This window comes from Dietzia aurantiaca (assembly GCF_021033825.1).
GTDB lineage: Bacteria > Actinomycetota > Actinomycetes > Mycobacteriales > Mycobacteriaceae > Dietzia > Dietzia aurantiaca.
In genome coordinates, this window is sequence record NZ_JAIFXZ010000001.1 from 353,118 (window position 1) to 376,552 (window position 23,435).

At 69.8% G+C, this 23,435-nt stretch carries 21 protein-coding genes; 9 read left to right on the forward strand and 12 right to left on the reverse strand.

Annotated elements, in window-relative coordinates:
* Window positions 1-272 precede the first annotated feature (272 nt).
* Both K3888_RS01760 and K3888_RS01765 read right to left on the reverse strand, forming a co-directional pair.
* A complete protein-coding gene (locus K3888_RS01760; protein ID WP_230928494.1) occupies window positions 273-2,786 on the reverse strand; it encodes a glycoside hydrolase family 65 protein in 2,514 nt (837 codons plus the stop codon).
* On the reverse strand, window positions 2,783-3,538 hold the full coding sequence (locus tag K3888_RS01765; RefSeq protein ID WP_230928495.1) for an HAD family hydrolase: 756 nt from the start codon (window positions 3,536-3,538) through the stop codon (window positions 2,783-2,785). Before K3888_RS01765 ends, K3888_RS01760 begins: the two co-directional genes overlap by 4 nt.
* A gap of 275 nt (window positions 3,539-3,813) precedes the next feature.
* Between K3888_RS01765 and K3888_RS01770 the strand changes: the two genes are divergently transcribed.
* Window positions 3,814-4,596 (forward strand): hypothetical protein, encoded by a 783-nt coding sequence (locus K3888_RS01770; protein ID WP_230928496.1) that lies wholly within the window; start codon window positions 3,814-3,816, stop codon window positions 4,594-4,596.
* 152 nt (window positions 4,597-4,748) lie between these two features.
* Here the strand turns inward: K3888_RS01770 and lpdA are convergent, their stop codons facing one another.
* A complete protein-coding gene (gene lpdA, locus K3888_RS01775; RefSeq protein WP_230928497.1) occupies window positions 4,749-6,140 on the reverse strand; it encodes a dihydrolipoyl dehydrogenase in 1,392 nt (463 codons plus the stop codon).
* 155 nt (window positions 6,141-6,295) lie between these two features.
* Window positions 6,296-6,439 (reverse strand): hypothetical protein, encoded by a 144-nt coding sequence (locus K3888_RS01780; protein ID WP_230928498.1) that lies wholly within the window; start codon window positions 6,437-6,439, stop codon window positions 6,296-6,298.
* A gap of 184 nt (window positions 6,440-6,623) precedes the next feature.
* Between K3888_RS01780 and K3888_RS01785 the strand changes: the two genes are divergently transcribed.
* The gene (locus tag K3888_RS01785; protein ID WP_230928499.1) at window positions 6,624-8,801 is read left to right on the forward strand and encodes a prolyl oligopeptidase family serine peptidase; all 2,178 of its coding nucleotides are present in this window, start codon (window positions 6,624-6,626) and stop codon (window positions 8,799-8,801) included.
* Between the two features lie 30 nt (window positions 8,802-8,831).
* On the opposite strand, the gene K3888_RS01790 is transcribed toward K3888_RS01785, so the two are convergent.
* From K3888_RS01790 to groL, 7 genes are all read right to left on the reverse strand, one after another.
* Complete coding sequence (locus tag K3888_RS01790; RefSeq protein WP_230928500.1) at window positions 8,832-9,698, reverse strand: alpha/beta fold hydrolase; 867 nt, start codon at window positions 9,696-9,698, stop codon at window positions 8,832-8,834.
* 106 nt (window positions 9,699-9,804) lie between these two features.
* Window positions 9,805-10,923 carry an alpha/beta hydrolase gene (locus K3888_RS01795; protein ID WP_230928501.1) on the reverse strand — a complete coding sequence of 373 codons (1,119 nt, stop codon included), beginning with the start codon at window positions 10,921-10,923 and terminating at the stop codon, window positions 9,805-9,807.
* Between the two features lie 371 nt (window positions 10,924-11,294).
* The gene (locus tag K3888_RS01800; protein WP_230928502.1) at window positions 11,295-11,456 is read right to left on the reverse strand and encodes a hypothetical protein; all 162 of its coding nucleotides are present in this window, start codon (window positions 11,454-11,456) and stop codon (window positions 11,295-11,297) included.
* A gap of 124 nt (window positions 11,457-11,580) precedes the next feature.
* Window positions 11,581-11,727, reverse strand: a complete 147-nt coding sequence (locus K3888_RS01805; protein WP_230928503.1) for a hypothetical protein — start codon at window positions 11,725-11,727, stop codon at window positions 11,581-11,583.
* 453 nt (window positions 11,728-12,180) lie between these two features.
* On the reverse strand, window positions 12,181-12,333 hold the full coding sequence (locus K3888_RS01810) for a hypothetical protein (protein WP_230928504.1): 153 nt from the start codon (window positions 12,331-12,333) through the stop codon (window positions 12,181-12,183).
* A gap of 49 nt (window positions 12,334-12,382) precedes the next feature.
* Entirely contained in the window at window positions 12,383-12,526 is a 144-nt protein-coding gene (locus tag K3888_RS01815) for a hypothetical protein (RefSeq protein WP_230928505.1), read from the reverse strand.
* Between the two features lie 236 nt (window positions 12,527-12,762).
* Window positions 12,763-14,385, reverse strand: a complete 1,623-nt coding sequence (groL, locus tag K3888_RS01820) for a chaperonin GroEL (protein ID WP_230928506.1) — start codon at window positions 14,383-14,385, stop codon at window positions 12,763-12,765.
* Window positions 14,386-14,639: 254 nt separating this feature from the next.
* On the opposite strand from groL, the gene K3888_RS01825 reads away from it, so the two are divergent.
* From K3888_RS01825 to K3888_RS01835, 3 genes are read left to right on the forward strand one after another with little or no spacing between them, the layout of a single operon-like run.
* A complete protein-coding gene (locus tag K3888_RS01825; protein WP_230928507.1) occupies window positions 14,640-15,182 on the forward strand; it encodes an SRPBCC family protein in 543 nt (180 codons plus the stop codon).
* Window positions 15,183-15,234: 52 nt separating this feature from the next.
* Window positions 15,235-15,708, forward strand: a complete 474-nt coding sequence (locus K3888_RS01830) for an SRPBCC family protein (RefSeq protein WP_230928508.1) — start codon at window positions 15,235-15,237, stop codon at window positions 15,706-15,708.
* A gap of 7 nt (window positions 15,709-15,715) precedes the next feature.
* Entirely contained in the window at window positions 15,716-16,438 is a 723-nt protein-coding gene (locus K3888_RS01835) for a DUF8017 domain-containing protein (protein ID WP_230928509.1), read from the forward strand.
* Window positions 16,439-16,458: 20 nt separating this feature from the next.
* Here K3888_RS01835 and K3888_RS01840 read toward each other — a convergent pair whose 3' ends face one another.
* Window positions 16,459-17,145, reverse strand: a complete 687-nt coding sequence (locus tag K3888_RS01840) for a hypothetical protein (protein ID WP_230928510.1) — start codon at window positions 17,143-17,145, stop codon at window positions 16,459-16,461.
* A gap of 81 nt (window positions 17,146-17,226) precedes the next feature.
* On the opposite strand from K3888_RS01840, the gene K3888_RS01845 reads away from it, so the two are divergent.
* The 4 genes from K3888_RS01845 (at window position 17,227) to K3888_RS01860 (ending at window position 23,385) form a co-directional block, all read left to right on the forward strand.
* Complete coding sequence (locus tag K3888_RS01845) at window positions 17,227-18,693, forward strand: M20/M25/M40 family metallo-hydrolase (RefSeq protein WP_230928511.1); 1,467 nt, start codon at window positions 17,227-17,229, stop codon at window positions 18,691-18,693.
* 130 nt (window positions 18,694-18,823) lie between these two features.
* Window positions 18,824-20,050, forward strand: coding sequence for an alpha/beta hydrolase (locus K3888_RS01850; RefSeq protein WP_230928512.1), 1,227 nt, complete (start codon window positions 18,824-18,826; stop codon window positions 20,048-20,050).
* A gap of 101 nt (window positions 20,051-20,151) precedes the next feature.
* Window positions 20,152-22,515, forward strand: coding sequence for an AAA family ATPase (locus K3888_RS01855; protein ID WP_230928513.1), 2,364 nt, complete (start codon window positions 20,152-20,154; stop codon window positions 22,513-22,515).
* Between the two features lie 288 nt (window positions 22,516-22,803).
* Window positions 22,804-23,385 (forward strand): hypothetical protein, encoded by a 582-nt coding sequence (locus K3888_RS01860; RefSeq protein WP_230928514.1) that lies wholly within the window; start codon window positions 22,804-22,806, stop codon window positions 23,383-23,385.
* Window positions 23,386-23,435 lie beyond the last annotated feature (50 nt).

Consider the following 23,435-nt stretch of genomic DNA (forward strand, 5'->3'; position numbering starts at 1 on the left):
AGCGCAAGCCCCCGGAATCCGTACAACGAGTCAGCGCAGGTCACAGAGCCAGCGCAAACCACGTCAGATGCGCTGGTCACGCGCACAAGCGTCGGATGGCGACAGCAACGCGCCCACAACGCAGGCTTCGCCCGCGCCGACTCCGGGAAGCAGCTGCCCTGGCCGCGGCCGCGCCGACTCCGGGTGCGCAAGCCTGCGGGGGCCGGGGCCGTGCCCGAGCCGGATTGAGCGAGCCGGCGGAGGCGCCGGGCCCGGGCAGGGTCGGGGCCGAGTCAGGGCAGCGGCGCCTGCTCGCCCGCCGGCTCGGCGTGGGACAGGCAGACGCGGGCCCGGTCATCCAGATCCAGGTCCACCGTCTCGCCAGCCAGCACCTGCACGGGGCTGCCCTGCACGGTGCATTCGAACGCGCCGCCCTCGAGGTTGGTGATCGAGATCTCGGTGTGCGTGACCCGGACCTTCACGAGCGTCCCGAGCACGGTCAACCGAAATGTCAGCGCGCCCCACTCGGCGGGCACCCGCGGGTCGAACGAGATGTCCCCGCCGTAGTCGCGCATCCCGCCGAATCCGCTCACCAGCGCGGACCACACGCCGCCGGTGGAGGCCACGTGGATGCCGTCGGCGGCGTTGCCGTGCACGTCCGCCAGGTCCACCACGAGCGCCTTGGAGAAATGCTCGAACGCCTCGTCGCAGTAGCCGATCTCCGCGGCGATGATCGACTGCACGACCGCCGACAGGGTCGAGTCACCGGTGGTCAACGGGTCGTAGTACTCGAAGTTCGCGCGTTTCTGTTCCTCGGTGAACTCGTCCCCGCGCAGGAACATCGCCAGCACCACGTCGGCCTGCTTGAGCACCTGGTGCCGGTAGATGACCAGCGGGTGGAAGTGCAGGAGAAGCGGCCGGCGCGGGTCCTCGAGATCCTGGTCCCACACCTCCTTGGCCAGGAAGTCCTGGTCCTGCGGATGCACCCCCAGCACCTCGTCGTACGCGATCACCATGTTGCGGGCGGCGCGCTTCCATTCGCTGATCTCGTCGTCGTCGAGCTTCAGGCGCTGACAGATCGCCTTCCACCGGCCGTCCCCCAGCTCGGCGATGCGCTTGCACGCGATCGTCGCGGCCAGCAGGTTGAACCGGGCCATGGCGTTGGTGAACAGGTTGTTGTCCACCACGGTGGTGTACTCGTCGGGCCCGGTGACGCCGTGGATGTGGAACATGCCGTCGCCGTCGAAGAACCCGAGTGAGACCCACATGCGGGCTGTCTCGACCAGCACGTCCACGCCCTCGCGGATCATGAAGTCCTGGTCCTCGGTCGCCCACAGGTACTTGACCATGGCGTGCGCGATGTCGGCGTTGATGTGGTACTGCGCGGTGCCGGCCTCGTAGTAGGCGGAGGCCTCCTCGCCGTTGATGGTGCGCCACGGGTAGAGCGCGCCCTTGACGGACAGGAACTTGGCCCGCGCTCGCGCCTTGTCCAGCATCGAGTAGCGGAAGCGCAGGGCGTTCCGCGCGAACTGGGGCATCGTGTACGTCAGGAACGGCAGGACGTAGGTCTCGGTGTCCCAGAAGTAGTGGCCGGAGTAGCCGCTGCCGGTGACGCCCTTGGCGGCGATGCCGTTGTACTCCGCGCGCGCGGAGGCCTGGGCCAGCTGGAAGAGGTTGAAGCGGATGGCCTGCTGGGTCTCGACCGGCCCGTCGACCTCGACGTCCGCGCGGGCCCAGAAGTGGTCGTACCAGTCGCGCTGGGTGCGGTGCAGGTCCTCGACGCCGCGGACGCGGGCCCGGGCCAGGGTGCGCGAGCAGCGGTCGGCCAGCTCCTGGGCGGGGACGATCTCGGAGGTGTGGTACGCGGCGAGTTTGGTGAGCGTGAGTGTGCGGCCCGGGGTGACGTGGGCGTGGTAGACGATCTTGGAGGAGTCGTCGCCGATCTCGTGGCTCATGGCCACGTCGTCCTCGGACTCGAGCTGGTGGTCCACGCCCACGGCGACCGTCATGCCCGAGTTGGCGCAGCGGTAGCCGTGCACCTGGTAGCCGCGCTGACCCTCCGTGAGCTGCGGCTCGAGCACGCGGTGGTCGAGGCCGTCGGCGCGGCGCGGGTCGAAGCTCTCCTCGGGATCGGCACGGGGCGAGCGGTACTCGTCCTCGCCGTCCTGCCGGTTGATCACCTGGGAGGAGATCACGACGGGCGCGGGCTCGTCGGGCAGTTCGATCTCATAGGTCATCACGGCGAGGTGCTTCTCGACCATCGATACCATGCGGCTGGTGCGGATGATCACCTTCTTGCCGGCGGGCGTGCGCCACACGAGCTCGCGGCGCATGATGCCGTCGCGGAAGTCGATGCTGCGTTCGTAGTGTTCGAGGTCGGACACGCCCACCCGCAGCGGCTCGTCGTCGACGTAGATGCGGATGGTCTTGGTGTCGGGGACCTGGACCATGGTCTGGCCCTCGCGGGCGAGCCCGTAGGCGTCCTCGGCGTGCTGGATGTGCCACGTCTCGTGGAAGCCGTTGACGAAGGTGCCGTGCTGGGCGGAATCGCGCCCCTCGTCGGGGTTACCGCGCATGCCCAGGTACCCGTTGGCCACGGCGAACTGCGTCTCGGAGACCCCCAGCGGGGACGCCTTGGGGTTGGTCTCGACCCACCGCCACGGGTCCGCGGGGTGGCTGGTCCGGTTGATCTCCGGCACCTCGAGGTGGCTGCGCAGGTTCACGCCGTAGGTGGTGCGGATGTTGCCGGGGACCGACTGCCCGACGGTGTCGTGGACAGGTCCGCGGGCGATGTGGGAGCGGGTCACGCGCGCGCCTCCGTGGGATCGGGGATGAGTTCGGCGAGGTCGACGACGACGACGTCGGCACCGGCATCCAGCAGGACCTGTTTCCCGGCCCCGCGGTCCACGCCGACCACACGGGCGAACCCGCCGGCGGCGCCGGCCTGCACACCGGAGACGGCGTCCTCGACCACCACGCAGCGGTCGGCCGGTACGCCCAGGAGCTCCGCACCCCGCAGGTACGTGTCGGGCCGGGGCTTGCCGGGGATGCCCTCGGCTGCGGCGACCTCGCCGTCGACGATGACCTCGAAGCGATCCCGCAGGCCCGCGGCGGTCAGGACGGCCACCGCGTTCTTGGAACTGGACACGACGCACTTGGCGATCCCGGCCGCATCCAGCGCGTCGAGGTAGGCCACCGACCCCGGGTAGGCCTCGATGCCCTCGTCCAGCAACTGGCGGAAGACCGCGTTCTTGCGCTCACCGAGACCGGTGACGGTGTCGGTGAGCGCGAGGTCGGCGGCGGCCTTGTCGTCGTCGTCCTTCTTCTCGTCGCCCATCGGCAGGGTGAGGTCCCGCGCGGCGAGCATCGACACGATGCCCTCGTCGCGCGGCTTGCCGTCGATGTATCGGAAGTAGTCCTCGTCCGAGTAGGGCTCGAGGCCGCGCTCGGCGAAGTAGCCGGTGAACATGCGATTCCAGGCCTGCATGTGCTTTTCGGCGGTCGGGGTGATCACGCCGTCGAGGTCGAGGAGCACTGCCTCGATACCGTCGTGGTCCATCTCGCTGTCCTGCTTCCGGGATCGGGGTCGGATTCGGGTGCGGTTCAGGTTCGGCTCGCCGGTCAGCCGGTGCCGCACCAAGGGTAGCCACACCCACCCGGTTTCACCGATAACCCGGCAACGCCGATCCCCCCTGATCGGGCGCGACGGCCGCCTCTCGCCGTGGCCCGGGCCGGGTGGGCCGCGGTCGCGGGGCACCTCGTAACCGGGGCGGGTCACCCGCCGACCGGGTCTCCGGTGGCACTATGTGAGCAACCCTGAATCAAAGGAGAGAGATGCGACTCCGCACCCGCACCCCCCGACGCGTTGCGATCGCCGGCCTCGCCTTGGTCACGGCGGCCGGCCTCGCGGCCTGTTCGTCCGACTCGGAGAGCGACGAGGACGCCGCCGGCGCCGACACCCCGTCGTCGGAGTCCACAGACGAGGGGTCAGCGCCCCAGACCCCGGTCGAGGGGCGCGTGCTGACGGAGGGCGAGGCGCCGGGCGGCGGTGTCGTGCAGGTGATCGACAAGCCCATGCTGCAGGAGTCGGTCGACAAGCTGGTCGCCGACCAGGGCCGGCAGCTCATGGAGGATCCGGCCTGTGACAAGGTCTCGCGACTGGAGACCGTCTCCAACCACGCCACCGGCGACGGTGTGACCACGATGGTGCGCTACAAGCAGTCGGAGGCGGACGAGACCGAGCACCGCTTCGGCATCGGCATGGTGGGCTGGCGGCTCGACGAGTTCCTGGACCGCTCGCTGTACGAGGCCTGCCACACCTCGCGGAGCGTGGCCAATCCAAATGTGGAGCTCGTCATGACGGTGCAGGATGCGCCGGTCGTCGAGGGCACCGAGGGCTTCCGCGTGATCAGCGACTTCATCACCACCCAGCCGGACGGCACGCAGCAGATCAGCCGGGCCATCGCGCTGCACGGGTTCGCCCGCGACACCACCGTGAGCGTCGAGTACGCGGCCCGCGGCGACGACCCGGCGGCGGACCCGGTGCTGCCGACCGCCGCGGGCGCGCTCGACGCGATCTACACGGCGCAGATGGACAAGATCGCCAACGCCGAGTAGTCACGGGCCGGACCGCCGCCGGCCCCACCCGACCATCGACGCAGCCGCCCGTCGACCCACCCGCCCAACGCGAAGAGCGTTCCGAACGCATTCCCCGAGTAGGGGGTGCGCGGAACGCTCTTCGCGTTGAACGGGGTGGCGGGCGGGGCCCGTCAGAGGTTGATCATGTGGCCGGCGATGCCGTGCACGGCTTCCTTCATGGCCTCGGACAGCGTCGGGTGCGTGTGCACGTTGCGGCCGATGTCCTCGGCGGTGAGGTCCCACATCTGCGCCAGGGTCAGCTCGGGTAGCAGCTCCGAGACGTCCGGGCCGATGAGGTGGGCGCCCAGCAGCTCGCCGTACGTGGAGTCCGCGATGACCTTGACGAAGCCGACCGCGTGGCCGAGCCCGTGGGCCTTGCCGTTCGCCGAGAACGGGAACTTGGCGACCTTCACGTCGTAGCCCTCGTCCTTGGCCTGCGCCTCGGTCAGCCCGAAGGAGGCGACCTGCGGCTGGCAGAAGGTGGCGCGCGGCATCATCCGGTAGTCGCCGAGGGTCTGGGTGTCCGCACCGGCCATGGTCTCGGCCGCCACGACGCCCTGCGCCTCCGCGACGTGCGCGAGCTGCAGCTTCGCGGTGACGTCGCCGATCGCGTAGATGCCGTCCACGTTGGTGCGCATGTGGTCGTCGATATCGATCGCGCCGCGGTCGGTGAGCTCGACCCCGGTGTTCTCGAGCCCGAAGCCCTCGACGCGGGGCGCGAAGCCGATGGCCATGAGGACCTTGTCGACGGTCAGGGTCTGGGTGTCCCCGCCGTCGTTCTTCTCGATCTGCACCTCGACCGAGTCGCCGTTGTCGGTGACCTTGGTGGTCTTGTGGCCGGTCAGGAGCTTCACGCCGAGCTTCTTGTAGTGCTTGACCATCTCCTTGGAGACGTCCTCGTCCTCGTTCGGCAGGACGCGGTCCATGAACTCGACGATCGTGACATCCACGTCGTAGTTGGCCATGACGTAGGCGAACTCCATGCCGATCGCCCCGGCGCCGACGATCACGATCGACTTGGGCAGCTCGCGGCTGAGGATCTGCTCCTCGTAGCTGACTACGTTCTCGCTGAGCTCGATCCCGGGCAGCGTCTTGACGACCGAACCGGAGGCGATGATGCAGTTGTCGAACGTGTACTTCGTGCCGTCGACCTCGACCGTCTTGGCGTCGACGAACGTGCCGTAGCCGTCGATCTCCGTGACCTTGTTCTTCTTCATGAGGAAGTGGACGCCCTTGACGATGCCGTCGGAGACCTTGCGGCTGCGATCGAACGCCGCACCGAAGTCGAAGGAGACGTCCCCGGAGATGCCGAACGTCTTGCCGTCCTTGAGAACGGTGTGCGCAAGCTCGGCATTGCGCAGCAGGGCCTTGGAGGGGATACAGCCCACGTTGAGGCACACGCCGCCCCAGTATTTCTCCTCGACCACGGCCACCTTGAGGCCGAGCTGCGAGGCACGGATGGCGGCGACGTAGCCACCGGGGCCCGCGCCGAGGACGATGAGATCGAAATGAGTGTCAGCCACGACACACAGGGTATGCGTATCCGGCGGGCGAGGCACCTCATGCGGCCGGGAAGACACCCGAAAGTGGAGACCTGCGGCGAGCGGAGGCTGCAGAAAATAGACTGACGCCGCCCGCTCCGAGGGAGGAGGGGCGGCGTCAGTGCCTCAGTGGCAGATCAGGACATGTTGCCCAGGATCGACTTGACGACGTTGGCGACCACGTCGCCGATGGTCTCCGCGATCTGGTCCGTGATGTTGTCGGCGGAGCTGCCGCTGCCCTCGCCGGCGGAGCCGCTGAAGATGTCGGTGATGGAACCCATTTGTGTGTCTCCGTTTATCGAATGCATTCCCGAGTGCAGTCGAGAATGGCCGGGTCAGGCGACCCACGCTCATCGAACAGGGTACTTAGCGATTGTCCAGGTAACAAGACCCTGAGCGAATTAGTTGTGGGGCTCACCCCTCCCCTTTCTCGCCGCTTCCCGCGGCCACGGCATCATCGAGATCATGAGCACCTCCACACCCTCTGATCCGTACCTCCACCTGGAGGACATCGACAGCGCCGCCTCCCTCGCCTGGGTCGCTGAGCGCAGTGATCGCACCCTGGCCGACCTGGCCGTCGGCGAGCACGCGGAGGCCTCCTACACCCGCGCGAAGGGGATCCTGGACGCCACGGACCGTATCGCGTGGCCGGTGTTGCGGGGCCGTTATGCGTACACGGTGTGGAAGGACCGCGAGCACCCCCGCGGGTTGTGGCGCCGGGTGCCGTGGTCGGTGTTGGAGCAGGGCGCGCCGGCGTCGGATCATCCGGCGTGGGAGACGCTTGTGGACGTGGATGCGCTCGCCCGCGAGGAGGACGTCAACTGGGTGTACGCGGGGACCGTCGTGCGCCGCCCCGAGAACGACCGGGCGTTGATCCGCCTGTCGCGGGGCGGAGCCGACGCGGTGGAGGTCCGCGAGTTCGATCTTCTCGAGCGTCGGTTCGTGCCGGCGTCGGAGGGTGGGTTCCATCTGCCGGAGGCCAAGTGCTCGGTGTCGTGGGTGGATCGGGACACGCTGGTGCTGGCGGCGCCGTTGGATCCGGCCGGGACCGACGCGACGAGCTCGGGGTACGCGCGGGTGGTGCGCCTGTGGCGCCGCGGTTCCGATCCGGCAGGGGCGCCGGTGATCTTCGAGGGGTACGACGACGACGTCGCCGTCGGCGCCGGATATGACATCGACACCGGGCGTCTCGTCGCGAGCCGCTCTCCCGATTTCCATACCTCCCAGGAGTGGTTCTGGCGCCCGGGTGGCCATCCGGAGACCGAGAAACCGTTGCCGATCCCGGTGCCCGAGGATTGCCGGGTGGGCTCGAGCGGGTCGTGGTTGACGCTGCGTCCGCGGACGGAGGTGGAGATCGCCGGCGACACGTATCCCGGCGGGTCGGTTCTGGTGGTGCCGTGGTCGGCGCTCGACGACGACCCGTCCCGGCTGCCCGAGCCGACGGTGTTGTTCTCCCCCACCCCGTCGACGACGGTCGAGGACGTGTCGTGGGGCCGCGGCCGGGTGGTATTGACGGTCCTCGAGGACACGGAGTCCCGGCTCGAGGCGTTCGCGATCCCCGATGCCGGCACCGACACCGGCACCGCCGGCAGATCAGACGCGCGCGGGCGGTCGACCGCAGCCGACGGGTGGCGGAGGTTGCCGGTCGAAGGACTGCCCGAGCACGTGTCGATCGACGTTCTCTCGCTCGACCGACATTCCGACCCGTCCGCCGACGGCGGGTCGCCCCACCCGGACGATGCGGTGCTGGCGGTGTCGGGACCGATCGTGCCGCCGTCGCTGGTGTTGCTGCGGGCCGACGGTTCCACCACGACGCTCGGCTCGACCCCCGACCGCTTCGACACCTCCGGCGTGGAGGTCACCCGGCACACGGCGGTCAGCGACGACGGGACCGAGGTTCCGTACACGGTCATGCGCGGCCCCGGCCCGGAGGGCCCGCGGCCGACGATCCTGTACGGCTACGGCGGGTTCACGGTGTCCATGCGCCCGTCCTATGCCGCGCTGAGGGGCGCGCTGTGGCTCGAGGAGGGCGGCGTCTACGTGGTGGCCGGCATCCGCGGTGGCGGCGAGTACGGGCCTGAGTGGCACCAGGCCGCCGTGCGGGAGAAGCGGCCCCGCGCCTACGAGGACTTCGCCGCCGTGGCCCGTGCTCTCGTGAACTCGGGCGTCACCACCCGCGAGCAGCTCGGAGCGACGGGCGGCTCCAACGGCGGCCTGCTCATGGGCGTCATGCTCACCCGCTACCCGGAGCTGTTCGCGGCGCTGGCGATCGCCGTGCCCCTGCTCGACATGAAGCGCTACCACCTGCTGTTGGCGGGCGCCTCATGGATGGCCGAGTACGGCGACCCCGACTCGGCCGACTGGGACGACTTCCTGGGCGCGTACTCGCCGTACCAGCACGTCCGGCCCGCCTCGGAGATCAGCTACCCGCCGGTGCTCATGACCACCTCGACCCGGGACGATCGCGTGCACCCGGGCCATGCCCGCAAGATGACGGCCGCGCTCGAGGCCGCCGGGCATCACGTGGAGTACTACGAGAACGTCGAGGGCGGCCACGCCGGCGCCGCGGACAACTCGCAGGAGGCCCGGAAGGCGGTCCTGACGTATGAGTTCTTCCGGCGCCGGTTGTCTTCGTCGTCGTGATCAGGGCGGCACGCGCCTCGCGGGCGCCCTCTACGCGGTGGTGACCTCGCGGTCGATCCAGGCCAGGACCCGCGCGACGATCTCGTCGGGGCGGCGCGCCCACGTATTGTGGCCGAGTGGCTGCGGCTCCGACTCGAGCGTCGTGCGCGCTGCGGGCAGCATGGCGAGCAGGTTGCGGGCGGCGCTTTCCGGGGCGAGGGGGTCGTCGGCGATCACGACCGCCAGCGCCGGGACGGTGACGCGGGCCAGGCCGTCGACGTAGTCCAGGTCGGCGCGAGCGGGCTGCATGACGCCGGTGGCGGCGAGGCGGGCCCAGTCGCGCACCCGGTCCGCCGGGACGCGGCCGGTGGCGCCGAAGAACTGGCCGGGCACGTGACCGGCCAGGCGGCCGACGATCGGCATGACGATCGACCCCAGGCGCAGCTTGCGGCCGAACTCGCGGGGATAGCCGCGGTGGAACGGGGACTGTGCGGCCACGGCGATCAGACCCACGACGCGGGGGTCCCGGCGGGCGAGGTGGTAGACGCCGATCTGGGCGCCCATGCTGTGGCCGAGGAGCACGACCGGGCGGGGACCGAGCTCGCGCTGCATGGCCTCCACCGCGAGCGGGACGTCCTCGCCCGCGCTCTCGTGGTAGCCGGCGGCGCCGCCGCTGCGGCCGATGCGGTGGGTGCTCTCGCCCTGACCGCGCAGTTCCGTGATGGCCACGTCCACGCCGGCGTCGGCGAGCGCCCGGGCGAGCGGGAGGTAGTACCGGGCGCCGACGGCGATGCCGGGCAGCACCAGGACGGCGGGGCGGTTCTCGTCTCGTCGGGCCGCGGGGACGAGCAGCAGCGGACTGGTACTGCCGTCGGAGTGCGACAGCTCGACCCGCCGCGGGTCTTCAGTCTTGGTCATGTGTACAGAATGCCGGACCGGCCCGGACGTGAAAGAACCCCGCCCCACCCGAAGCGGGTGGCACGGGGCCCTTCCGAGCTGCGCGGTGCGCTGCGGCGTCAGCCGATCAGATCTCGCCCCAGCGAGCGCCCATGGCGTTGGCCATCATGGGCCAGGACTGCGCGAGGTCGTCCTCCCAGTAGCCCCACGAGTGCGTGCCGTTGGGCGCGAAGTCGAAGTGGGCCGGGATCCCCAGCTCGCCGAAGCGGCGGGCGAGGTTCGCGGTGCAGTACTGGGTGGCCGCCTCGATGATGCCGCCGACGACGGCCTGGTTGGCCAGGGCGACGCCGTTGCCCTTGAGGCGCCAGTTCTCGAGGTTCTCGTGCGGCCCGGGCAGGCCGTTGCCGGTCGAGATGAACATGGCGGGCAGGGTGCCGTTGTCGCGCTGCTCCTCGAAGCGCCAGGCGCCCCAGACCGGATCGTTGTCGAACCAGCTGTTGCTACCCGCGACGGGCTCGCCCGGGAACGGGCCCCACATGTTGTTCAGGTCTGCCCCGCCGCGCATGCCGGTGACGATGTTGATGAACTCGTGGCCGATCGGCGTGGAGGTCTCGGCACAACCCGAGTACGAGCCGATGGCCTGGAACTTACCCGGGTGCTTCTGGGCGATGGTCAGGACCGAGGTGGCGGTCATGGAGATGGCGGCGAGGCCACGCTTGCGACCCTCGTAGTTGCCGCCGTACTTGCCCTCGAAGAGGTTAGGGAGCTCCTCGGCGAGGTAAGTCTCGAACTTCATGGGGTGGGTGTCGCTGGCGTAGCGGGTCTGGACGTTGGGGTCCGGCTTCTGCCAGTCGGTGTAGTACGAGAAGGCGCCACCGATCGGGGTGACGGTCCAGGCGTCCTTGTCACCCATGAACTGCTTGACATTGGACTGCGCCTGCCAGGTGGCCGAGTCCTCGCCGCCGCCGGCACCGTTCACGAGATACAGCACCGGAGCACCCGCGTTACCGTCGCGGGGCCCCTGGACGATGTTCGGCACTTCCTGCTGCATGGCGTCCGACCACACCGAGACGATCAGACGGCCGTCCGCCAGCTCGGTCTCGACGACCTTGTTGCCGGCCGTGGCCTTGGTGTAGTTGATGGTTCCACCCTGGGCCTGTGCCGTGCCCGTGGCGACGACGGGGACCATGGCGGCCGCGAGGGCCGCAGTCGCGACCTTCGTGCCGAACCGCTTGACTGAACGCATATTTTCGACGCCTTACTTCTCGATGTTCACAGACCCGTGCCGACTCTTAGCAAAGAGTTAACCCGTTTCCCATTGGTCACACAAGCCCCACAGGCCACTCCGACTGGATTCGGAGGACCTCACGGAACTGTAGTTCTTGCCCGCAGTGGTGACCACGAGGATCCCATAGCCGTGACGGCCGAGGAAAACCGTGGAGCCCTCTGCGCGGCTCACGTCATCAGTATCGACGAACGACGTGCGCTCGTTACATTTATTAGCAGATCCCCATACACCGCGTCGGGGTCGCAGGTCGGAGGCGCCGCGGCATGTCCATCAAATGCGGTGAGGGCGCCGGGATGATCCCGACGCCCTCACCCGCTGACCGAGTCAGCTCACTTCATGAAGCCGCCGGCGAGAGCCTCCTGGAAGCCCGTGCCCGTGAAGTAGTTCGCAGCCTTGACGAAGTTGTCGACGGTGCCGAGCAGGCCACTGAGAAGGCCGAACGCGCCCTCCTTGCCGACGATGCCCTCGACGGAACCAAGATCGATGCCCATGTTGTTCTCCTTGGGGAATGAGGCCCGGAGAGATCCGGGGCCGAAGTGTGAGATTGGGTGGGGTGACCACTACACGCCGCAGTCGGGGCGGGGCTCACGGATCAAGTCCGCGAGCGCGCAGGCGTCACTCGGTCGGAGCCTCGACACTGCCGAGCAGGTCGAGCATGCCCTCGACGCCGTCGCCACCCAGCGAGCCGGCGAAACCGGTGACACCGTCGAGGATGTTCTTGATGCCGCCGATGAGCGAGCTGATCGCACTGAAGTCAGGCATGTGTATCTCCCTTTATCGTTTCGCCCCGGTCCCCGGGGCCGCGTCAAGCCCCTGCTTTCGGGACCGTGGCCAGAATAGTCTGAGCGAATCCAGAGTCAATTGTGATCCCCGTCTCGCTCCTGGCTCGAGATAACAATACATTCTCCCGCGCAGAAATGTGACCTAAACCACCGCTTTAATCAAGTTCTCAGGCGCCGGTCTAGCTGCGGAGATGCACTGAGTGCAACGAAGTCAGGCAAGGCTAACCTTGCACGTAGCGGGGCGTGCGGACAGGCAGGTTCGCGCCGTTCATCGTTAGTCCCCCAACAATTCATGTTAAATGTTCCCTTAAGAAAGCACTTTGGGGGCCGTTTGGAACCGAGCGGCGCCCGACGCACTGCGCCCCCGTGTGCTGGAAAATAGACGGAGGCCACACCCCGGATCCCAGGATGTGGCCATGTCGCCAGCGTCAGATCACCGCGTGAACCCCCCAGCCAGTGCCTCCTCGAAGTCTCCGCCCGTGAAGTACTCGAGCCCGGAGAACAGGTCTCCGAACCCTCCAAGGAAGTCCGTGAGTATGCCGAGCGCGCCGCTGACGCCCGCCAGGGATCCGAATTCAAGGTTCATCGTGTATCGCTCCTGTGTCGTTGTGGTAACCCAGATCGGGTCGCGGTCGTCAGTTCGCGCTGATGCTGGACAGGGCGTCTACGAAGTCGCCGACTCCGCCCTCCCCTGCGAGCGAACCCGTGAAGAACGTCAAGGCTCCGAGAATGTCCGTCACTCCTCCGATGAAGTCTGACAGCTGACCGAAGTTCGGCATGGGGTCTCCGTTCACAGTGGGTTGATCAGCGCCGGTCCTGGGCGCCTGACCACGACGCTATCGACCCCGACCCACCACCTCCAGAGGCGCAACGAACATGTAACACCAGGTCATAGCCCTTTTACACAGGATCGTTCAGATGATGTTCCCGTGACAAAATGGCCTGTGGCCCCGTACCGGATTTCCGGTACGGGGCCACAGGGCTATCGCTCTGGCGAGCGCGCGTCAGGGCTGGATCAGAAGCCCATGCCGCCCATCTCGTCGCCACCCGGCATCGCCGGCGCGGCGGGCTCGGGCTTGTCGGCCACGACGGCCTCGGTGGTGAGGAACAGCGCGGCGATCGACGCGGCGTTCTGCAGCGCCGAGCGGGTCACCTTGACCGGGTCGTTGATGCCGGCCTCGAGGAGGTCCTGGTACTCGCCGGTGGCGGCGTTGAGGCCCTCGGAGCCCGGCAGGTTACGGACCTTCTCGGCCACGACGCCGGGCTCGAGGCCGGCGTTGAGGGCGATCTGCTTGAGCGGGGCGCTCAGCGCGAACTTGACGATGTTCGCGCCGGTGGCCTCCTCGGCCTGCAGCGACAGACCCTCGATCGCGGCCTCGGACTTCACCAGGGCGACGCCACCGCCGGCGACGATGCCCTCCTCGACGGCAGCCTTGGCGTTGCGAACGGCGTCCTCGATACGGTGCTTGCGCTCCTTGAGCTCGACCTCGGTCGCCGCGCCCGCCTTGATGACGGCCACGCCGCCGGCGAGCTTGGCGAGGCGCTCCTGCAGCTTCTCGCGGTCGTAATCCGAGTCGGAGTTCTCGATCTCGGCGCGGATCTGGTTGACCCGGCCCTCGATCTGGCCCTGGTCGCCCGCACCCTCGACGATGGTGGTCTCGTCCTTGGTCACGACGACCTTGCGGGCCTTGCCGAGCATGGAGATGTCGGCGGTCTCGAGCGAGAGGCCGACCTCCTCGGAGATGACCTGGCCACCGGTGAGGATGGCGATATCCTGCAGCATGGCCTTGCGGCGGTCACCGAAGCCCGGGGCCTTGACGGCGACGGACTTGAAGGTGCCACGGATCTTGTTGACGACCAGGGTCGACAGGGCCTCGCCCTCGACGTCCTCGGCGATGATCAGCAGCGACTTGTTCTCGCCGATGACCTTCTCCAGCAGCGGGAGCAGATCCTTGACGGTGGAGACCTTGCCCGAGACCAGCAGGACGTACGGATCCTCCATGACCGCCTCCTGGCGCTCCGGATCCGTCATGAAGTACTGCGAGATGTAGCCCTTGTCGAAGCGCATGCCCTCGGTGAGCTCGAGGTCCAGGCCGAAGGTCTGCGACTCCTCGACCGTGATCACGCCCTCCTTGCCGACCTTGTCCATGGCCTGGGCGATGAGCTCGCCGATGGCCGGGTCAGCGGCGGAGATGCCGGCGGTCGCGGCGATCTGCTCCTTGGTCTCGATCTCCTTGGCGGAGTCGATCAGGTGAGCGGTGACGGCCTCGACGGCCTTCTCGATGCCGCGCTTGATGCCCATGGGGTTGGCACCGGCGGCGACGTTGCGCAGGCCCTCGCGCACGAGCGCCTGGGCGAGAACGGTGGCGGTGGTGGTGCCGTCGCCAGCGACGTCGTCGGTCTTCTTGGCGACCTCCTTGACGAGCTCGGCACCGATCTTCTCGTAGGGGTCCTCGAGCTCGATCTCCTTGGCGATGGAGACACCGTCGTTGGTGATCGTGGGGGCGCCCCACTTCTTCTCCAGCACGACGTTACGGCCCTTGGGGCCGAGGGTGACCTTGACGGCGTCGGCGAGCTGATTGAGACCGCTCTCCAGGCCGCGCCGGGCCTCTTCGTCGAACGCGATCATCTTTGCCATGGGGTGAATCATCCTCCGGGTATGGGGTGACACGCGTGTGGTCACATCGGTGCCCGCGACGGACGGCGCGGACCGTGTCGGATCCGCCCCTCACCTTGCGACCTTCTCGTTCAGGTACTGCTGGCACTCAGGGTAACCGAGTGCCAATCGCTTTTCTAGCACTCGCCCCCATCGAGTGCAAAGGCTCCGGGCAGGTGTTCGCGACCGGCGAACGACCGCCACCGCGGCCGGCACTGCCCTACCATCGAGACGCCGTGACCCAGACCCCGATGGAGGGCCCGATGTCCACCGACCACACCCCCGCCCCCGAGACCGGGACGCCGCGCGGGCGATCGATCGAGATCGACGCCCCTCCGGCCCGGGTGTGGGAGCTCGTCTCCGAGGTCCGCAACGCTCCGCGGTGGAGCACCCAGGCGCGCAAGGTCCTGGCCACCTCCGGGCCGACGGCCCTCGGGACCCGCTCGTTCAACATCAACCGCCAGGGGCCGGTCTTCTGGCCCACCACCAGCCGCGTCGTCGACTTCCAGCCCGAGCGCCGCTTCGCCAACCGCACCGGCGGGCACGGCACGCAGTGGATCTTCGAGCTCGAGCCCACCCCGTCCGGCGGCACCCGCCTCACCGAGCGCAGCGAGTCTCCCGCCGCCCTCGTGGCCGCGGTGCGCAAGCTCACCAGCGCACTGCCCGGGGGCCGTGGCAGAACACGCGGCTCGTCGTCGTCATCATCATCAACGCCGTCGTCGCCGTCATCCTCCACCGGCTCCCTCCGTCGCATCAAGGCCCTGGCCGAACAGTCCTGACCCCGGCGCACACCGCCGGCCCACCTCCCCCGAATCACCAGGAAGGCACCACATGACCACCGCGAACACCCCTGCCGGCATCGAGAGTTCCATCGAGATCGACGCCCCGCCGGCGCGCGTCTGGGAGGTCATCTCCGACGTCCGCAACGCGCCCCAGTGGAGCAGCCAGGCCGTCAAGGTCATCACCCCGGGCGGACGCACCACCAAGGGGACCTGGGCACTGAACATCAACAAGCGCGGACCGGTGTTCTGGCCCACCACCAGCCGCGTAGTGGAGTTCGAGCCCGGTCGTAGGTTCGCCAACCGCATCTCCGAGAACACCACGATCTGGGTCTTCGAGCTCGAGCCCACCGCCAACGGCGGCACCCGGCTGACCGAGCGGCGTGAGGTCCCCGAGGGCCTGACGTTCATCTCGAAGTTCCTCACCGACAAGCTCTTCGGCGGGCAGCCGTCGTTCACCTCCGAGATGGGCGAGGGCGTCTCGCTCTCCCTCCAGCGCATCAAGACGCTCGTCGAACAGGGCTGAGAACCCGATGGTCCGGGCTGCTGCGGCCGCCGTCATCGCCGGCTCCCTGGTGGCGTCACTGACGAGCTGCGCCCTGCTCTCTCGCGAGTCCGACGGCTCGGACACGCCGGACCGTGAGCAGCCCGGACCGACCCTGGCCGACGGGCCGCCGCCGCCCGACTGGAAGGACGTCCGCAGCACGTCCGGACTGATCTACTCCGTGCCGCCGGAATGGGAGGTCGGCGACCCGTACGGCGACACCGGGTCCGGCCCGGACGCCGGTAGCGACTGGGGGTCGGGCTACGTCACCGTCGCCAACGCGATCGCGGACCCCGGCTACTGCCCGCTCGCGGGGATGAGCTTCCGGGTCCTGTCCGGCATCAGCCAGACGGCCCTGCCCGGCGACGCCCGCGAGCAGGCGGAGTCGGCGTCGCGCGCGATGGCCGATTCGATCGACCGGCGCTTCACCCAGGCCGGGGCCGAGGTGCCCGTGCCCGAGGCACGCAACATCGGGGTGTCCGGGGTGCCGGCGTGGTACGTCTCGCTCCGGGGCGAGGTCCGCCCGCCGCGCAACATCTGCACCCCGCCCACGATCCGGTTCGACACCATCGCGGTGTCCACCCGGACGCCGGACGGCGGGGACGCCTCGCTCGTCTTTGTGCTCATGGCCGACGAGGGCGAGCCCGGCACCGTGCCCGGCGAGACGATCGACGCCGTGGTGGCGTCCCTACGATTCGAGAACTCGGTCTAGGACCCCGCCCGGCCTGAAGGTCAGGCCGCGGTGGCCCCGCCGGCACCGCCGAAGAACGCGGGCCAGTCGATGTCGCAGCGCGCCCAGGCCCACCCCGCGTCGGCCGCGGAGCCCAGGTCGTGTGAGGTGAGGGTGCGCCGCCTGACCGGGACGTCGGGTCCGTCCGCTACGGAAACCTCGAGCACCCCGCCCACCCGCTCGTAGAGGAACCAACGCTCGGTGTCGCCCTCCAGCTCCAGCCGATCGCCGTCCACCTCGAGCGCCTCGAGCAGCTGCCCCAGCAGCTCGCGACTGACCCACGGCAGGGTGCCGAAGGGCCGACCGCGCACCGCGTGGTCGGTGATCGCCGCACCCACCATCGTGGGGCGCCGGTGCACATCGATCTCGATGCGGTCCCGCGGATCCGCGACCAGACCCAGCTCCGGCGCGGTCACCAGGAGCTGGCGGGGCGCCGCGTACCGCATGACCGCGTTCACGACGAGCGGCCGCGTGAGCACCTCGGGGCGGATGACGACGCCCACGCCCTCGAGGACCGGCCGGGCCGACAGCGCCCCGGTCTCGCCGATCGCATCCGCCGCCGGGAAGCGTGCACAGATCTCGTCGCGCAGCCCTTCCAGATCGGCCCGCACGTGATCGGGAAGCGCATCCACACTGTCGACGTCACGAAGCTCCGCCTCAGCGGGAGTGACCACAATCACATAGCTCATAGTTCACCACCATACGTCACTCTCCGTTCACTTTTCGTTCACCTGCCGTCGAGTGTCGGATGCCGCCACTATCCTGACCGCATGGCCGATTCCCCCGCGTTGCCCGATCCCCACCCCGACCTCGCCCCGTTGGCCGCCGCGGTCACCGCGCAGATGGACCGGGCGCGTGCCGACCTGTCCGCGCTCGTGGCACTGCCGTCAGTGCACGAGGCGGAGCCGGACGCGTGCGCCGAGGCCTGCGAGCTGGTCCGCGAGATGCTCGGCGAACTACCGGTGCCGGGGCTCGGCCCGGACGCGGTCGAGGTCGTCGAGACCTCGGACGGCTCCAGGGCCGTGTTCGCCCATCGCCCCGCGGCGCCCGGCCGCCCCACGGTGCTGCTGTACAGCCATTACGACGTGCAGCCCTCGGGCGATCCGGCGGCGTGGACCAGCTCGCCGTGGGAACTGACCGAGCGCGGCGGCCGCTGGTACGGCCGCGGGGCCGCCGACTGTAAGGGCAACCTGGTCGTGCACCTCACCGCGCTGCGGGCGCTCGCCACCGCGGGCTCGGGGGCGGAGGAGGACCGCGACGAGGCGCACACCCCCGGCCCCGCCGGCACCGGCCCGGATCCGCTCGACGGCCTGGGCATCCGCCTCGTGGTGGAGGGCTCCGAGGAGACCGGCGGTGGCGGGCTCGACGATCTGGTGGCCGAGCGGCCCGATCTCGTGGAGGCGGACGCCATCCTGATCGTCGACTCGGGCAACGTGGCGGCGGGCGTGCCGACGCTCACCACCAGTCTGCGCGGCATCGCGAACGTCGTTGTCGTCGTCGACACGATGGAGGCCGGGGTCCACTCCGGACAGTTCGGCGGCGCAGCACCCGACGCCCTCGCGGCGCTGGTCTCGATCCTTGCCTCGCTGCGCGATCCCGCCACCGGCGCCACCACCATCGACGGCCTGGACTTCACCGGCGGGTGGGACGGGCAGGCCTACCCGGAGGAGACGTTCCGGGGCGATGCCGGCGTGCTCGACGGGGTGGAGTTGTCGTCGGCGGCGCCCGTCGAGGACCTGGTGTGGTCGCGGCCCACGGCGACCGTCCTGGGGATCGACTGCCCGCCGGTCGAGGGGGCCATCGCCGCGGTCCAGCCCCGCGCCCGCGCCCTGGTGAACCTGCGCGTCCCGCCGGGCATGGACCCGGTCGAGGCGCAGCGCACGCTCGTCGAGCACATCGAGCGGCGGCGCCCGTGGAACGCGCGGGTCACGGTGGAGACCGAGGCCGTGGGGCACCCGTTCCGCTCGGTCGCGGCCGGGCGGACCGACCCGGTGCACGAGCTGCTCTCGGAATGCCTCGCGCAGGCGTACGGGGCGGGCGAGGTCGCCGAGATCGGTTCCGGCGGTTCGATCCCGCTGTGCACGGCGCTGCAGCAGGCGCACCCGGAGGCGAGCATCGCGCTGTTCGGCGTCGAGGACCCGGCCGCCGCTATCCACTCCCCCGACGAGAGCGTCGATCCGCGCGAGATCGAACGGATCGCGCTCGCCGAGGCGGCATTCCTCCAGCGCTACCGGTGAGCCCGCCTGTGCCGTCGGCGACCCGCACCCGCAAAACTGCAGGTGCGAACGCAGTAACGGTGTGATGAGATGTGGCGATAGTGACTAATGGGGCGGCAACGCCCGCTGCCGCCGACCGTCAGGAGCTGCCATGTCCGTCCCGAGTGCAGAGAACACCGGTGCCGATCAGCGCACCGCCGCGAGCCGCGTCCCGCTCATGCGTCGCGCCGGCCGCGCGCTGATCGCCACCGCCGCCGCCACCGCGCTGGCGGCCGGCCTCACACCGTCGATCGCGAACGCGCAGGAGGTCGGCACCCTCAGCCCGGAGTCGGTCGCCAACGACGCACTCGGGACGTTCTCCCCCGAGAGCCTGAGTCAGTTGCTGTACTTCGGCAACCTGCCCGGCTCCTCGGGCTCGTCGATGATGGGCATCGCCAACACACTCGGCTTCTCGCCCAACATGTTCGCCGGCCCGCCGCCGCCGTCGCCGCAGCCCAACCCGAACATCACCGAGACGAAGATCGTCGGTGAGCCTGTGGTGGACGGCCGCTACGAGCGGTGGCTCATCGACTCCGGGGACATGAAGCGCGGCATCACGGTCGAGGTCTACCGCGCCGCCAACCCGGGCGCGCCGTTCCTCTACCTGCTCGACGGCGTCGGCTCCGAGCTGCCCAGCGGTTTCATGCAGTGGGGCGCGAAGGAGCAGTTCGCGAACGAGAACGTCAACCTCGTCATCCCGACCGGCGGCCAGGGCTCCATGTGGTCGGACTGGAACCAGCAGGACCCCGTGCTAGGCATCAGCAAGTGGGAGAAGTTCATCACCGGCGACCTGCCGCGGCTGCTCGAGCCGCGCATCAGCACCAACAACAACCGCGCGATCGGCGGCATCTCCATGGGCGCGGGAGCGGCCGTGACCATGGCGACCCGCCATCCGGACCTCTACAAGGGCGTGTTCGGCGTCTCCGGCTGCTACTCCACCGACGCGCTGGGCCAGATCCTGACCCGCTTCACCGTCGAGAGCCGCGGCGCGACGCTGAACAACATGTGGGGTGAGCCCGGCAACGAGCAGTGGGTCGCCCACGACGCGATGATCAATGCCGAGAAGCTGCGCGGCAAGGCCATCTACATGTCCTCGGGCACCGGTGTGGCGAACCCGGGCGACTGGGCCGCGTACAACAACGACGCCGCCAACTTCGTCGCCGGAATGGCGCTCGAGCAGGCCACGGGCCAGTGCACCCACGCCGCCGACCGGCGCCTGGCCGACCTGGGCATCCCCGCGGACATCGACCACCTGCCCACCGGCATGCACAACTGGTCGTACTACTCCAAGCAGATCCCCGTCGCCTGGAACTCGATCAAGCACTCGGTGGGCGCGTGATCACCGCCCCGGTGCACTGACACCACGGGCCAAACGGCCCACCTCGTTCGCCCCTGACGGCGGCCCGCCCTGACCGGCGGGCCGCCGTTAGGCTTCTATGCGTGAACCCGCGCCCGGATCTGGACCTGACCCTGCGTCTGACGGCCTCGGCCGCCGACGCCCGCCGCGGAATCGTGCGGGCGCACCCGGAGGTGATTCTCGCTCTCGGCATGCGCGAGTGGGACGCCATCGAGATCGTCGGCGCGCGCACCACCGGCGCGGTCGTGGCGGCGGCCGCCGCCGGCTCGCCGAGCGGGGTGCTGGTCGTGGACGAGGTCGTGGCCGCGAACTGCGGACTCGGCGAGGACGCGCGCGTGACCGTGCGGGCCGCGCAGGTCACGGGCGCGCAGAGCATCGAGGTGCAGGGGCTGCCGCCGGCGGGCCGGGGCGTGGCCGAGCGGGTGCTGCGTTCGGCGTTGCTGGGCAAGGTGGTGCGCGTGGGCGATTCCGTCACGCTGCTCCCCCGCGACCTCGGCCCCGACTTCCCCACCGCCGACACCACCCGCACCCTGCGCAACTCCATGGGCGCGCAGTGGAGCACCGAGCTGCTCACCGTCACCGCGACCGTCCCGGACGGGGTCGTGTCGGTACAGCCCACCACCGCGGTGATCGAGGCGGGCGGCCCCGGTGCCGCGCCGGCCGTGGGAGCCCGGCCCGGTTCGACGACGACGACCCCCACCCCGCACTCGTCCACCGGCGGTGCGGCGCCAATGAACTCCCGGCCCTCGGGTTCTCCCGGTGGATCGGCTTCCGGCAGTGCGACATCACCCGGGGGCTCCTCCACACCCGGCGGCGGCTCGGAGGCCATCGCCGCCGTCGCCCGCGAGGACCTCGTGGGCGTCGCGGACCAGGCCGAGGTCCTCGCACAGTGGCTGTCACTCGCCCTGGATCGCGCCGAGCTGCTGCGCTCGCTCGGCACCTCACCTCACCTCGGGGTGCTGGTTGCGGGCCCGCCCGGGGTGGGCAAGGCGACAATGGTCCGATCGGTCACCGGCGACCGCCGTCTCGAGGTCATCGACGGCCCGTCCATCGGCGCGATTGACCCCGCCGCGCGTCTGGAGGCGGTCCGTGCCGCCGCCGAGAGGACGCGCGAGAACGGCGGAGTCCTGCTGGTCACGGACATCGACGCGCTCCTGCCCGCCGACACCGAGCCGGTGTCGACGCTGATCCTGGACCGGCTGCGGTCGGTCGTGGCACACCCGGGTTCCGTGCTGGTGGCCACCTGTGTCCGGCCCGAGGAGGCCGACGCCCGACTGCGCGAGCCCGAGATCTGCGACCGGGTCCTGGATCTGCCGCTGCCCGACGCCGCGGACCGCGCGGCGCTGCTCGAGGTGATGCTGCGGGACGTGCCCGCCGGCGAGCTCGACCTGACCGCCGTCGCCGAGCGGACCCCCGGCTACGTGGCCGGGGACCTGCGCGCCCTCACCCGGGAGGCGGCACTACGCGCGGCCGCCCGCGCCACGGAATCCTCCGCCACGGACCCTGATTCCGCACGGCTTGATTCCTCGGACTCCGCAGCCACCGCCCCGGTCGACGCACGGCTGGAGCAGGAGGACCTGATCGGCGCGGTCAGCGTGATCCGTCCGCTGTCCCGGTCGGGCACCGAGGAGCTGAGCCTGGGCTCGATCACCCTCGAGGACGTGGGCGACATGGAGGAGGTGCGGCAGGCACTCACCGAGACGGTGCTGTGGCCGCTGCAGCATCGAGAGTCGTTCCAGCGCCTCGGCGTCGAGCCGCCCAAGGGCGTGCTGCTGTACGGGCCTCCGGGCTGCGGTAAAACCTTCGTCGTCCGGGCACTGGCGGCGAGCGGGCGCCTGACGGTGCAGATGGTCAAGGGCGCCGAGCTCATGGACAAATGGGTGGGCTCGTCGGAGAAGGCGGTGCGCGACCTGTTCCGCAAGGCCCGCGACTCCGCCCCGTCGCTGGTGTTCCTCGACGAGATCGACGCGCTGGCCCCGCGCCGCGGCCAGACCGGCGACTCCGGGGTCGGCGACCGCGTGGTCGCGGCTCTGCTCACCGAGCTCGACGGCGCGGAGCCGCTCGACGACGTGGTGATCCTCGGCGCCACCAACCGCCCCGAGCTCATCGACCCCGCCCTGCTGCGGCCCGGGCGGCTCGAGCGCCTGGTGTTCGTGCCGCCGCCGGACGCCGAGGCCCGCGCCGACATCCTCCGCGCGGCAGGCCGGGACGTCCCGCTCGCGGAGGATGTGGACTTGGCCCGGGTGGCCGAGGAGCTCGACGGTTACTCCGCGGCCGACTGCGCCGCACTGCTGCGCGAGTCCGCGCTCACCGCGATGCGCCGCGACATCGACGCGGCCGAGGTCACCGCCGAGGACGTGGCCCGCGCACGGGACGCGGTCAAACCCTCACTCGACCCGGATCAGGTCGAGAACCTGCGGCAGTACGCCGACCGACGGGAGAGCTGACCCTACGGCGCGGCGTCGTGGCGGGGCGGGGCCTATCCGTGAGCCGGGGTCTGGTCGTGAGCTGTGCCGAGGCTGCGGAGGCGGCTAACGGTCCGAGTGGGGCCCGCCTCGCGACCCATCACCTGGCCTTGCCGTTCCGGCCCGGCCCGGCCGCGGCTAGAGTGCGGGCCATGCGGAATCTACTCGTAGTAACCGGACGTAACGGGGTCTGACAGACCGGCATCCCCGTTGCGTGGTTGCTCGTCCTCCGTCGGTCGCCGCACCGACGTCGAGAGACACGAGAGAACCATGAACGCCTCCGCACACCCGTTCCCCCGGACCACCGAGTTCATCGCCGCACCGACCGGTGCGCGAAATCCCTTCACCGAGCGATATCGTCGTCGTCTCCCTCGGGGGTTCGCCGACGAGGCGGTCGGCATGGACTGGCGGACGATGGTCGACACCTTCGCCCCCTCCTCCGACCACTTCCACCTGGCCGACTTCTCCCGCCGCCCGCTGGGGCGCGGGATCACCGCCTACGAGGCGATCCTGGCCACACGGGGCCCGGAGGACGAGCCCGGCCACTTCACCACCCGTCGCCTGACCACCTCCTCGTGCGGGGACCTCACGGCGATGTCCGAGATGTTGGGCCGCGTCGGTGCGCGGGTCGAGATCGAGAAGTTCCACCAGTACGAGGGCAACCATCACGAGGGCACCACCTTCGCAGGCAACGCGTCATGGTGCACCATCCTGCGCGCCACCTGCGGGCGCCGCGAGGCGTGGGCGATGGGCTTCGGCCAGAGTTCGTCGGAGGCGTCGATCGCGGCTCTGCTCAACGCGGCCACCAGGCTTCACCTGCGCGGACGACCAGCACGAAACGCTGTTCTGTAAAGTAGCCACAGAAACCACGCCCCGGTCGACCACCGGCTACCCGTCCCTGA